8 protein-coding genes are annotated in these 12,764 nt (G+C 73.3%); 7 read left to right on the top strand and 1 reads right to left on the bottom strand.

Translation table 11 applies throughout. The features are described 5' to 3' along the window. Positions 1-5 precede the first annotated feature (5 nt). From ACGFNF_RS04390 to ACGFNF_RS04365, 6 genes are all read left to right on the top strand, one after another. Positions 6-869 (top strand): aminoglycoside phosphotransferase family protein, encoded by an 864-nt coding sequence (locus tag ACGFNF_RS04390; RefSeq protein WP_192581443.1) that lies wholly within the window; start codon positions 6-8, stop codon positions 867-869. Between the two features lie 193 nt (positions 870-1,062). Then, on the top strand, positions 1,063-2,514 hold the full coding sequence (locus tag ACGFNF_RS04385; protein ID WP_357579383.1) for an ammonium transporter: 1,452 nt from the start codon (positions 1,063-1,065) through the stop codon (positions 2,512-2,514). 25 nt (positions 2,515-2,539) lie between these two features. Then, on the top strand, positions 2,540-2,878 hold the full coding sequence (locus tag ACGFNF_RS04380) for a P-II family nitrogen regulator (RefSeq protein WP_176733926.1): 339 nt from the start codon (positions 2,540-2,542) through the stop codon (positions 2,876-2,878). 16 nt (positions 2,879-2,894) lie between these two features. Further along, a complete protein-coding gene (locus tag ACGFNF_RS04375) occupies positions 2,895-5,336 on the top strand; it encodes a [protein-PII] uridylyltransferase (protein WP_393165675.1) in 2,442 nt (813 codons plus the stop codon). Positions 5,337-5,529: 193 nt separating this feature from the next. Continuing rightward, positions 5,530-7,089 carry a signal recognition particle protein gene (ffh, locus tag ACGFNF_RS04370; RefSeq protein WP_357580797.1) on the top strand — a complete coding sequence of 520 codons (1,560 nt, stop codon included), beginning with the start codon at positions 5,530-5,532 and terminating at the stop codon, positions 7,087-7,089. Positions 7,090-7,156: 67 nt separating this feature from the next. Beyond that, on the top strand, positions 7,157-7,735 hold the full coding sequence (locus tag ACGFNF_RS04365; RefSeq protein ID WP_357580796.1) for a Uma2 family endonuclease: 579 nt from the start codon (positions 7,157-7,159) through the stop codon (positions 7,733-7,735). A gap of 66 nt (positions 7,736-7,801) precedes the next feature. Here ACGFNF_RS04365 and ACGFNF_RS04360 read toward each other — a convergent pair whose 3' ends face one another. Next, positions 7,802-11,350, bottom strand: a complete 3,549-nt coding sequence (locus ACGFNF_RS04360; RefSeq protein WP_393165671.1) for a S8 family serine peptidase — start codon at positions 11,348-11,350, stop codon at positions 7,802-7,804. 322 nt (positions 11,351-11,672) lie between these two features. Here ACGFNF_RS04360 and ACGFNF_RS04355 point away from each other — a divergent pair, with 322 nt between their 5' ends. After that, positions 11,673-12,752, top strand: a complete 1,080-nt coding sequence (locus ACGFNF_RS04355) for an amidohydrolase family protein (RefSeq protein ID WP_101414575.1) — start codon at positions 11,673-11,675, stop codon at positions 12,750-12,752. Positions 12,753-12,764: the final 12 nt, after the last annotated feature.

The following is a 12,764-nucleotide window of genomic DNA, read 5'->3' as shown; positions in this document are numbered from 1 at the left end:
TCGCAGTGACGACCGACGATCGCGCCTACGCCGGGTGGCGCGACCCCAGCCACCCGTCGACGGGCCTCGGGAGACCGTACGTGACTTCGCAGGAGATCCCGCTGCACGGCGGGAACGTCAGCACCGTCGTCCGGGTCGGCGACACGGTCCGGCGCAACGCCGGGCCGTGGACGCCCTCGGTGCACGCCCTGCTGCGCCACCTGGAGTACGTCGGGTTCACCGGCGCCCCCCGCGCGCTCGGCATGGACGAGCGCAACCGGGAGGTCCTGTCGTACCTGGAGGGGGAGTGCGGGGAGTACCCGCTGGCCCCGCACTGGGTCACCGACGAGGCGCTGGTGACCGTCGCCACCATGCTCCGGATGTTCCACGACGCCCAGTACGGCTTCGTCCCGCCGCCGGGGGCGGTGTGGCGCTCGTTCGGACCGCCGCCGCCGGACACCGAGGTGATCTGCCACCACGACGCCGCCCCGCACAACGTCATCTGGCGGCCCGACGGCACCCTGGGGCTGATCGACTTCGACCTCGCCTCGCCCGGCGCCCGGATCTACGACGTGGCGTACGCGGCCTGGACCTGGGTGCCGATCTTCTCCGACCGGGACTCGATCACGCTCGGCTGGAAGCACCCCGACCGGCCGCGCCGGCTGCGCCTCTTCGCCGACGCGTACGGGCTCATCCCCCGGGACCGGCACCGGCTGATCCGGACCATCCGCAAGCGGATCGTGGACCACGTGGAGGGCATCCGCCGGATGGCCGCCGCCGGTGAGCCGGCCTTCGTCCGGATCGTGCACAAGGGGCACCTGCGCCGGCCGATGCGGGACCTGCGGCTGCTCGACTACGAGCGCAACGCCCTGGAGTACGCGCTGCGCTGAGCGGTCCGTGCTGTCGGCCGCGCCGGCCGGCGGTGAGCTTCTCTTCACACGTCCGAAACAACCCGTCACCGTTCGGAAATCGACGGGTGACGCTGGGGGAAACAGGAAGCGAGCAGGCTTCCGCCCATCCGGCGTACGGGCGACGCTGCCCCGGAAGCCGGGAAGGAGGGAACTTCACCTTTAGGAGGCCAGCGTGCCTGAGGCACCCACGCTCGATTCCGGCAACACCGTGTGGTTGCTGGTGTCGACGGCGCTCGTGCTGCTCATGACGCCCGGACTGGCGCTGTTCTACGGCGGCCTCAACCGGTCCAAGGGTGTACTGAACATGATGATGATGAGCTTCTCCGCGATCGGGCTCATCTCTGTCTTGTGGTGGTTCTACGGTTTCAGCATCGCCTTCGGTAGCGATGTAAACGGGCTCTGGGGCGACCCGGGCGCCTACCTCGGCACCAAGACCTTCCTCGCCGAGACCGACCTCTGGGGCGCGACGGCGGAGAACCCGAGCGGCATCGGCGTGCCGCTCTACGTGTTCATGGCCTTCCAGATGATGTTCGCCGTGATCACCGTCGCGCTGATCAGCGGCGCGATCTCCGACCGGGCGAAGTTCGCCGGCTGGCTGCTCTTCGCGTTCGGCTGGGCGACGCTTGTCTACTTCCCGGTCGCGCACTGGGTGTGGGGCGGCGGCATCATCGGCGGCGACCTGCACGCGCTCGACTTCGCCGGCGGCACCGCGGTGCACATCAACGCCGGCGCGGCGGCCCTGGCCCTGGTGCTGGTGCTGGGCAAGCGGCTCGGCTGGCCCCGGGAGGGCATGAAGCCGCACAACATCCCGCTCGTCGCGCTCGGCGCCGGGCTGCTCTGGTTCGGCTGGTTCGGCTTCAACGCCGGTTCCGAGCTCACCGTCGACTCGGTCGCCGGCCTGGCCTTCATCAACACCCAGCTCGCCACGGCCGCCGCCGTGCTCGGCTGGATCGTCGTCGAATGGATCAAGGACAGGAAGCCGACCCTGGTCGGCGCCTCGTCCGGCGCCATCGCCGGCCTGGTCGCCATCACCCCGGCCTGCGGCTTCATCGCCCCCTGGGCGGCGGTGCTGCTCGGTCTCGTCGCCGGGGCGGTCTGCGCGCTGGCGATCAGCCTCAAGTACAAGCTCGGCTACGACGACTCGCTCGACGTGGTCGGCGTGCACTTCGTCGGCGGCTGGATCGGCTCGCTCTGGCTCGGTCTCTTCGCCACCAACTCGGTAAACGGCGCGATCAGCGACGTGATCGGCGCCTCCGACGGGCTCTTCTACGGCGGCGGGGTGACCCAGCTCGGCCGGCAGGCCCTGGCCGGCCTGATCGTCACCGTCTGGTCCTTCGCGGTGGCCTGGGTGCTCGCCTTCGGCATCGAGAAGACGATCGGCTTCCGCCTGCGGGCCGAGGACGAGGTCGGCGGCATCGACATCGCCGAGCACGCCGAGAGCGGCTACGACCTGTCGCCGGCCGCCGGCAGCGGCGGGGGCAGCGCGTTCGCGATGGCCGGGCTGACCGGCGCCAGGCCGGCGACGGAGCCGGCGGCAGCGCCTGCCGAGCCCACCGTGCCTGCCGCGGCTGCCGAGCCGGCCGAGCCGGCCGCCGGGTCCGCCGCCGAGAAGGTCGCCCGTTAACGTTCCTGGGATGGAGGGGTTGGACATGAAGCTGGTGACCGCGGTCATCAAGCCGTACCAGCTGGACGCGGTGAAGGAGGCCCTGCACGCCCTCGGCGTGGCCGGCCTGACCGTCAGCGAGGTCCAGGGCTACGGGCGGCAGAAGGGGCACACCGAGGTCTACCGGGGTGCCGAGTACACGGTCGAGTTCCTGCCCAAGATCCGGGTGGAGGTGCTCACCGACGAGATCGACGTCGACAAGATCGTGGACGCCGTCGTCGGCGCCGCCCGGACCGGCAAGATCGGCGACGGGAAGGTCTGGGTGACCGCCGTCGAGGAGGTCGTCCGGGTCCGTACCGGCGAGCGCGGCCTCGACGCGCTCTGACCGGCCACCCACCGACATGACCTCGTCGACCAGGAAGAACGCGTCGGGACACACCGGCAACGGCGCCGCCGCCCTCCTGGTCGACGAGGTCGTCGGCGTCGACGGCGGCATCGGGGCGACGGCGCGGGCCGCGCGGGCCGACGCGTACGACCGATGGCTGCGCGGGCTGCTCCCGCAGCGGCCCGGGGTGGCGCTGATCGCCGTCGGCGGGCTGGGCCGCCGGCAGTGCGCGCCGCACGGCGACCTCGACCTCGTCCTGCTGCACGCCGGGGTGCCCGGCGTGGACGAGCTGGCCGCCTCGGTCTGGTATCCCGTGTGGGACGCCGGACTGCGGCTGGACCACTCCGTCCGGACCGTCGCCGAGGCGCTCTCCATCGCCCAGGACGACGTGAAGGTGGCCCTCGGGCTGCTCGACGCGCGGCTGGTCGCCGGGGACGCCGCGCTTGCGGACACCCTCGTCCGCACCGCCGCCGACCACTGGCGGCGCACCGCCGTACGCCAGCTCCCGGCGCTGCGCGAGATCACCGCCGCCCGCTGGGCCGCCCACGGCGAGCTGGCGTTCCTGCTGGAGGGCGACCTGAAGGAGGCGGCCGGCGGGCTGCGCGACGTGGGCATCCTGCGGGCGATCGCCACCGCCGGGATCACCGACGCGCTGCGCCCCGCCGTCCGCGCCGCGCACCTGCGGCTGCTCGACACCCGGGACGCGCTGCACCGGCAGGCCGGCCGCCGGGTCGACCGGCTGGTCGCCCAGGAGCGCGACGGCGTCGCCGCGCTGCTCGGGCTCCGGCAGTCACCGGCTGGCGGGTCCGACACCCCGGGCCCGCTTCCGCCGCACGCCCCAGGCCCGCTTCCACCCGGCGCCCCGCGCCCGCTTTCGCCGCACGCCCCGGGCCCGCTCCCACCCGGCGCGTCCGGCGGCGCGTCGCGGGCCGGCGCCGCCGAGTCGATCGGCGACGGCGACGCGCTGCTGCGCCGGATCGCCGGGGACGCCCGGACCGTCAGCCACGCCCTCGACGACGCCTTCCGCGCCGCCGACCGACTCCGCTCCGGCCGCCGCCGGGGCGGCGACGGGCGCCCGCTGCGCCGACCGGTCGCCCGGGACGTCGTCGAGCACGACGGCGAGCTGGTGCTGGCCCGCACCGCCATCGGGGCACGCCCCGACCCGAGCCTGTCGCTGCGGGTCGCCGCCGCCGCGGCCGTCACCCGGCTGCCGATCGCCCGAGCCACCTGCGAGTGGCTGGCCGCGTACTGCCCGCCGCTGCCGGCGCCGTGGCCGGCCGAGGCCCGGGCCGCGCTGATCACCCTGCTCGGCGCCGGTCCCGGCCTGGTGCCGGCCTGGGAGACCTGCGACCGGTACGGGCTGATCGAGGGCTGGCTGCCCGAGTGGACCCGTCTGCGCAGCCTGCCGCAGCACAACCCCGTGCACCGGTTCACGCTCGACCGGCACCTCGTGCAGACCGCGTACGAGGCCAGCCGGCACACCCGCGAGGTGGACCGCCCCGACCTGCTGCTGCTCGGCGCACTCCTGCACGACGTCGGCAAGGGCCTCCCCGGCGACCACAGCACGGTCGGGGTGCCGCTGGCGGAGGCGGTGGCCGCCCGGATCGGCCTGCCCGCGCCGGAGGTGGCGCTGATCGGCACGCTGGTCCGGCTGCACCTGCTCCTGCCCGACGTGGCCACCCGGCGGGACCTCGCCGACCCGGTCACCATCGCCGGGGTGGCCGAGCGGGTCGGCGACCCGACCACGCTGGACCTGCTGCACGCACTGGTGCGGGCCGACGCCGCCGCCACCGGCCCGGCCGCCTGGTCGGACTGGAAGGGCCGGCTGGTCGCCGAACTGGTCACCCGGGTACGGACCGCGCTGGACACGGGCGCGCTGCCCGCCCCGCCCGCCCCCGACCCGGCCCTGTTGGCGGGGCCCCTGCCGGTCGTACACCTGACGGCCGACCGGGTGGCGGTGGCCGCGGCGGACCGGCGCGGCCTGCTCGCGACGGTGGCCGGCTGCCTGGCGCTGCACCGGCTGGAGGTGCTCTCCGCCGACGCCTCCACCGTCGACGGCCGGGCCCTGGTCGAGTGCCGCGTGCAGCCCCGGTACGGCCTCGCGCCCGACCCGATCGCCCTCGGCGCCGACCTGCGCCGCGCGGTGAACGGCGACGTCTCGGTCACCCAGCGGCTGCGCGGCCGGGCCCTGGCGGCGCGGTCCGATCCGGCCGCGCCCCGGGTGGTCTGGCACCGCGAGGCGGCCACCGGCGCCGTGCTGTTGGAGCTGCGCGCCGCCGACGCGGTAGGGCTGCTCTACCGGGTCACCTGCGCCCTCGACGAGGCCGGCGCCCAGGTGCGCGCGGCCCGCATCTCCACCCTCGGCGGCGACGTGGTGGACGCCTTCTACCTCGTCGGCGGCTGGCCGGACGACGCCACCCGGGCCCGTCTGGCAGCCGCGGTGCTGGCCGCCGTGTAGGGAAGGGCCCCCTGTTGACGTCGGGCGCCCGCCCTCCCGGCCCCGCGATCTTGGTGGTCCCGCCCGGACCGCCGGGGTCAGCTGCGCCCGGCCCGGAGCGGCCGTGCGGCCCGGCCGGCTACCCTAGCGGTGGCCGGACACCTCGCCCGGTCGCCGATGTGCCCGCCGGAACACTGACAAACGGGATGTTCGCGTGTTTGACACCTTGAGTGACCGCCTGTCCGGGATCTTCACCAAGCTCCGCGGCAAGGGTCGGCTCACCGACGCCGACATCGACGCCACCGCGCGCGAGATCCGCCTCGCGCTGCTGGAGGCGGACGTCGCGCTGCCGGTGGTCAAGGGCTTCATCGCCAACGTCAAGGAGCGGGCGCGCGGCTCCGAGGTCTCCCAGGCGCTCAACCCGGCGCAGCAGATCATCAAGATCGTCAACGAGGAGCTGATCAACGTCCTCGGCGGCGAGGGGCGGCGGCTCCAGTTCGCCAAGCAGCCGCCAACGGTGATCATGCTCGCCGGCCTCCAGGGTTCCGGTAAGACCACCCTCGCCGGCAAGCTGGCCCGCTGGCTCAAGGCTCAGGGCCACCAGCCGCTGCTGGTCGCCGCCGACCTCCAGCGCCCCAACGCCGTCGGGCAGCTCCAGGTGCTCGGTGGCCGCGCCGGCGTCGAGGTGTACGCCCCCGAGCCCGGCAACGGCACCGGCGACCCGGTGCAGGTGGCGCGCGCCTCGATCGAGCACGCGAAGCGGGCCGCCCGGGACATCGTCATCGTCGACACCGCCGGCCGGCTCGGCATCGACGCCGAGATGATGCAGCAGGCCGCCGACATCCGCGACGCGGTCGAGCCGGACGAGGTCATCTTCGTCATCGACGCCATGGTCGGCCAGGACGCGGTGCGCACCGCCGAGGCGTTCCGCGACGGCGTGGGCATCACCGGCGTGGTCCTCTCCAAGCTCGACGGCGACGCCCGCGGTGGTGCCGCGCTGTCGGTCCGGGAGGTCACCGGGCAGCCGATCCTCTTCGCCTCCACCGGCGAGAAGCTGGAGGACTTCGACGTCTTCCACCCCGACCGGATGGCCAGCCGGATCCTCGGCATGGGCGACGTCCTCACTCTGATCGAGCAGGCCGAGCAGGCCTTCGACACCGATCAGAAGGAGAAGATGACCGCCAAGCTGATGGGCGGCGAGCAGTTCACCCTGGAGGACTTCCTCGACCAGCTCATCGCGGTCCGGCGGATGGGCCCCATCGCCAACGTGCTGGCCATGATGCCGGGCATGGGGCAGATGAAGGACCAGCTCGCCGAGGTCGACGACAAGCACTTCGACCGGGTCACCGCGATCATCCGGTCGATGACCCCCGCCGAGCGCACCAACCCGAAGATCATCAACGGCTCGCGCCGGGCCCGCATCGCCACCGGCTCCGGCGTCACGGTGATGGACGTCAACCAGCTGCTCAACCGCTTCGCCGACGCGCAGAAGATGATGAAGCAGATGGGCGGCATGATGGGCCTGCCGGGCGGCGGCCGGCGCAAGGCGACCAAGTCGCCGAAGAACAAGCGCAAGGGCACCAAGGGCGGCAACCGGCCGCGCGCCGGGGCCGGCGCTGGGATGCCGGGCGGCTTCCCGGGCGGGATGCCGCAGCTCCCGCCGGGCATGGACCCGAACGACCTGGCCGGCGGCCAGGGCCTCCCGCCGGGCTTCAAGCTGCCGAAGATCGACTTCAACAAGCTCGGCAAGGGCGGCGACGGCCGGCCCCGCTGACGCGCGTCGGTGGCGGCGGGTGACATTATCCTTGCCTAGGGTGATGTCGCCCCTGGAAGGAGGAGTCATGACCGTGGCACCCATCCTGCCCGAACGGTCGGAGTGGACGGTCGACGACCTCGGCGACCTGCCGAAGGACCTTCCGTACGAGTTGGTCAACGGAAGGTTGATCGTGCCGTCCCCCACCGCCGTGCACCAGGACCTGTGCGTCGAGCTGCTGCTCGCGCTCCGGGTCAACTGCCCCGCCGACTACCTGGTCAGCATCGACCTGTCGATGCGCATCGATCGCCGCAACGAGCCGCGCCCCGACGTGGTCGCCATCCGCCGCGAGCACGCCGACCGTTCGCCCGTCCCCGTCGAGGACGCGCTGCTGGCCGTCGAGGTCCTCTCGCCGACCTCGACGTTCCGCGACCTCTACGACAAGGCGAAGGTCTACGCGCACGCCGGGGTGCGGACGTACTGGGTCGTCGACCCGCTGCGCGAGCGGATGACCCTCACGGAATACACGCTCGGCCCCACCGGCGAGTACGAGGCGGTGACCCACACCGAGGACCTCTTCGTCACCGAGCGGCCCTGGAAGGTCTCCGTCGACCTGCCCGCGCTGACGGCACGGCGGGCCGGGTTGCTCGACCGCGCCGGGGACTGAGCGCCCCGCGGTCCACACGGGCGGGGCCCGGCCGTCACCGGCCGGGCCCCGTTTCTCGTACGACCGTCAGGACAGCAGGTCCGGCCGGTCGGTGACGCGCAGCGCGTTCACGATCGGCACGCCGTAGCCCTTGTGCGTCACGAACCGCACGTTGAGCTGGCCGTCGATCACCCGCACCGTGTACGTCCGGCTCAGCGCGGCGTAGCTGCCCACCTCACCGGCCACGTCCAGCGACGGCAGCACCTCCTGGCCCTCGATCAGCACGTCGAAGACCCGCCGGTCCGGGGACTGCCGCTTCACCTCGGCGAAGTCCAGTTCCACCGTGTAGTAGCCGTCCGCGAGACCGTCGACGCGGTACTCGTACATCCCCTCCCGCTGGCTGGCGAAGCGGGCCGGGTCGTTGGTGCCGGTGATCGGGGTGCCGGTCGTCCGGCGGCTGGAGGTGCCGAGGTAGCCGGCGCCGCCGGCGGTCCAGGCCCGGTCCGGCGACCAGGTCTGGCCCTCGACGTCGGCCCGGGCCGACGTCGCGCCGGCGTCGATCGCCAGGGTGGTACGCGGCACCACCAGGGTGACCGGGACGTCCAGGACGGGCTGGCGCCCGCTGGCCGAGGAGATCCGCAGCTTGGCCTGGTGGAAGCTGCCGGGGGCCAGGCCGGCGGTGCTGGTCGCCACGCCGACGGTGTGCCGGCCGCCGCTGCCCAGGGTGACGGTGGCACCCGACAGGCCGAGCCAGCTGACGTCCTGCGGTGTGCCGTCGGAGTTCAGCTCGGTGACCGTGACGTCGGTGCCGAGCACCCCCGTGTTGCTGAGGGTGATCTGTCGGCTCCGGGTCTGCTCGGCCCCCGAGACGACGGTCAGCTCGCTCGTCGGGGTGCCGACGCGTGCGGTACGCAGCGCCGCCGAACGGACCTCGGCCGCGCCGGCCTGCACCGCCACGGAGCCCGACGCCGCCTCGTAGTGCTGCTTGTCGATGGTGAACTCGACCGTGCCGACGGGGGCCTGGATCAGGTACGTGCCGTCGGCCTCCGTGGTCTGGGTGGCCGTCGCGTCGCCGACCCGGGCGGTCACGGTGGCCCCGGCGACCGGGCGCCCGTCGTTGGCGTCGGTGACCACACCGGAGAGCACCCCGCTGCGGGTGGTGCGGAACGTGATCGCCGTGCCGTCGGCGACCGCCTGGGCGTTGTACGAGTACTCGAAGCCGACGGTGCCGTCGACGTTCTCCAGGCCGATCGTCGCGCCGGTGCCGGTCTCCGCGCCGTCGCCGTCGATGTCGGCGTACCGGTAGGTGATCGAGCCGTCCTCACCGATGGCGGCGCTGAAGGTCAGCCGCATCGACCGGTCGGCGAAGATCGACACGTTGCGCCACTCCACCACGAAGGTGCGGCGCGGCGCGACACCCGTGACGGCCGTGTAGACCCCCGAGTCCTCCTCCACGTAGAGGTCGTCCCAGAACGGGAAGAGCGCGAGGTCGGGGTTGGTGGTGTTCGGCAGGGCGGTGTTGAGGCGGCTGGTCGACGAGGTGCCGAAGCCGAGCACGCCGTTGGTGCTCACCCACGCCTGCCGGTAGGAGTTGCCGTAGAGCGGGACCCGGAAGGGCAGCGTGACGGGGACGGACCTGTTGTCACCGGTCAACGTCTCCAGCAGCTGGGTGCCGGCGACGAACGAGCCGCCGGCCGGGCCGCAGGCGTACCCGAAGGAGTCGACCCGGTCGGGCAGGGTGACGTCCAGGACGGTGTCCGCGCCGACCTGCGCCGACCTGGTCACTTCGTCCGAGCAGCGGTACGTGTGCGCGAAGCGGACGTCGTACGTGCCGTGCGGCACGGTCACGGCGTAGCGGCCGTCGGCGTCGGCGGTGGCGGTGAGCGGGGTGCCGAGGACAGCGACGGTGGCGCCGCCGGCCGTGCCGTTCGACGTGCGCACCGTGCCGCTGAGCGTGGCCGAGGGGGCCGCATCGAGGGCGACGTCCGCGCCGACCGTCTGGTTCTCGGTGATCGTCACCGAGGTCGTTGCCGTGGTGTAGCCGAACTTGCTCACCGAGACCGTGTAGCCGCCCACCATCAGCCGGTCGAGCGCGTACGAGCCGTCGGCGCCGGTGCTGGTGACGCGGGTCATCGGGCCGGTGACCGTCACGTCCGCCCCGGCCAGCGGGCTGCCGCCGGAGGTGACCCGACCGCCCAGCGCGCCGAGGGCGCCCCGGGGGGTGGCGTCGACCGCCGCGTACGCGTCGAGCCGGCCCTCGCCGAAGACGTTGTTGTCGTCGACGGTGCCGCCGCAGGTGAGCGCGTCGACGTCGATCGCGGTGTCGTCGAGGATGCGCTTGGTCTCGGCGACGTCGCCCTGCAGGGCCGGCGAGGCCGACCACATCAGGGCCACGGTCGCCGCGGTGTGCGGGGAGGCCATCGACGTGCCGCTGAGCGCCGAGTAGCCGCCCGGCACCGAGGAGCGGACGTTGGCGCCCGGCGCGGCGATGTTCGGCTTGATGTCGCCGTTCTCGCCGGTGCCCCGGCTGGAGAAGCTGGCGATCGCGTTGTTCACGTCGAAGGCGCCGGAGCTGTAGCTGATCGTGTACGACCCGGGGCTGCCCGAGGTGTTGCAGCTCGGGCCGCTGTTGCCGTTGGAGAAGGCCGGGAAGATGCCGGCGGCCACCCACGACGAGACGATCTCGGTGTACCACGGGTCGTAGGCGCTGGAGCCCCAGGAGTTGTTCACGACGTCCGGGGCGAGGTCCGGGCGCGGGTTGGCGCCGTTGAGGTCGGTGGGGGCGACGATCCACTGGCCGGAGGCGAGCAGCGACGCCCGCGAGCAGCCGCTGGTCTCGCAGCCCTTGGCGGCGATCCACCGGGCGCCCGGGGCCACGCCGATCACGTTGGCGCCGTCCGAGCCGACCATCGTGCCCATGGTGTGCGTGCCGTGGTTGTTGTTGTCGCACGGGGCGTCGGTGGGGCAGATGTCGGCCGGGTCGAACCAGTTGTAGTTGTGGTCGAGGGTGCCGTCACCGTTGCGCCCCCGGTAGCTGGCCGCCACGGCGGGGTGGGTGACGTCGACGCCGCTGTCGATGTTGGCGACCACGATGCCCTCGCCACGTACGTTCAGCTCGTTCCAGACCCGCGGCGCGTTGATCCGGTCGATGTTCCACTCGGTGGCGTTGGTGGTGGGGACGGTCTCGCCGGGCAGCGGCTTCGGGATCTCGACCGGCTCGTCGGCGAGGATCTCGGCGACGTCGGTGCGCACGGCGAGGTCACCGAGCAACTCGGCGTCGCCGGTCACCCTGATCGCGTTGACCAGCCAGAACGGGGTGAAATCCGCGCCCTCGCGGGTCAGCATGGCGCGCAGGCCGGCCTGGCTGCGTTCGGCGTGGGCGGTCTTGGTGCCGTGGACGTGGGCGGCCTTCTCCGTCTTGCCGCGCAGGCTGGCCGCGCCGGACAGGTCGGCCTTGCTGTCCAGGAAGACCCAGTAGCTGGCACTGCCCTCGCGGGCGAGCCGGGTGGTGACCTTCCTGTCGACCTTCGCGGCCACCGCCCTGACCTTCGTGTCGGCGGAGTCCGGTTTGGCGGCGGCTGGCGCCGCGGCGCCGATCGGCAGGGTGAGGCCGACCGCCAGGCCGACCGCGGCCATTCGCCATCGTCGTGGTGACACTGTCCCGACGCTCCTTTTGGGGTGAGGCGACACTGTGGACGCCCGTGTCCGGGCGCCTGGGAGCATCCTGGTGACGAAGGATCTCTTCATCAAGACATGCGTAAATAGAGAAATCTGTCAATCGACCATTCGTGTCACCCGGTGGCGTCAGGGCTACGCAGTGGAGTCGAGGGCGGCTGCGCCGAGTGGGGCCGGGCGCGGCCGGCGGACCGCGCATCCGCTGCACCCGGGCGTTCCCGACCCGTGTCGACCGGGAAGAATGACGGGCGGACCGCCCCCTTTGCGCGCAGACGGAGGACGCATGGCCTGGCACGTACGCGGCGTGGTGCTGCCCGACGACGAGGTCCGTGACCTGTGGCTGGTCGGCGACCGGGTCACCTTCACCCCGGTCCCCGGCGCGGAGACCATCGCCGACGGCGGGTTCGTGCTGCCCGGCCTGATCGACGCGCACTGCCACATCGGCATCGCCCGCGGCGGCGCCCCCGTCACCTCCCTCGACCAGGCCCGCGAGCTGGCCCGCGTCGATCGGGACGCCGGGGTCCTCGCCATCCGCGACGCCGGGTCGCCGTACCCGTACCCCGAACTCGACGACGAGCCCGACCTGCCGCGGCTGGCGCGCGCCGGCCGGCACGTCGCGCCGCCGAAGCGCTACCTGCGCGACATCGGCGTCGAGGTGGGGGCTGCGGAGGTGGCGGCGACGGTGGCCGCGCAGGCGCGCGCCGGCAACGGTTGGGTGAAGCTGGTCGGCGACTGGATCGACCGGGGGGTCGGCGACCTGGCCCCGGCGTGGGACGCCGACACCATGACGGCCGCCGTCCAGGCCGCGCACGCCGCCGGCGTACGCGCCGCCGTGCACACCTTCTCCGAGTCGGCCGTGGAGATCATGGTGCGCGCCGGGGTGGACTCGGTGGAGCACGGCACCGGCCTCAGCCTGGACCTGATCGACGAGATGGCCCGCCGGGGCACCGCCCTCGTCCCCACGATGATCAACATCCGGACGTTCGGCGGGATCGCCGAGCAGGCCCGGGAGAAGTTCCCCGGCTACGCCGAGCACATGCTCGCCCTGCGCGACCGGTTCCCCGAGGTGGTCCGTTCGGCGCACGAGGCCGGCGTGCCGATCTTCGTGGGCACCGACGCCGGCGGCGGCATCGACCACGGCCTCGCCGCGGAGGAGATGCTGCTGCTGCACGAGCAGGCCGGCATGTCCACCACGGAGGTGCTCGCCGCCGCGTCCTGGCGGGCCCGCGAGTGGCTCGGCTTCCCCGGGCTGGTCGAGGGCGGCCTGGCGGACCTCGTGGTCTACGCCGAGGATCCGCGCGCCGACCTGCGCGCCGTACGCAGCCCTGCCCGCATCGTGCTGCGCGGCCGCGTCGTGCGCTGACCCGGCGGCCGG

The sequence above is a fragment of the Micromonospora sp. NPDC048868 genome, from assembly GCF_043198195.1.
GTDB lineage: Bacteria > Actinomycetota > Actinomycetes > Mycobacteriales > Micromonosporaceae > Micromonospora > Micromonospora reichwaldensis.
The sequence above is the reverse complement of the archived record's forward strand: the minus strand, read 5'-3'. Positions and strand labels throughout refer to the sequence as shown.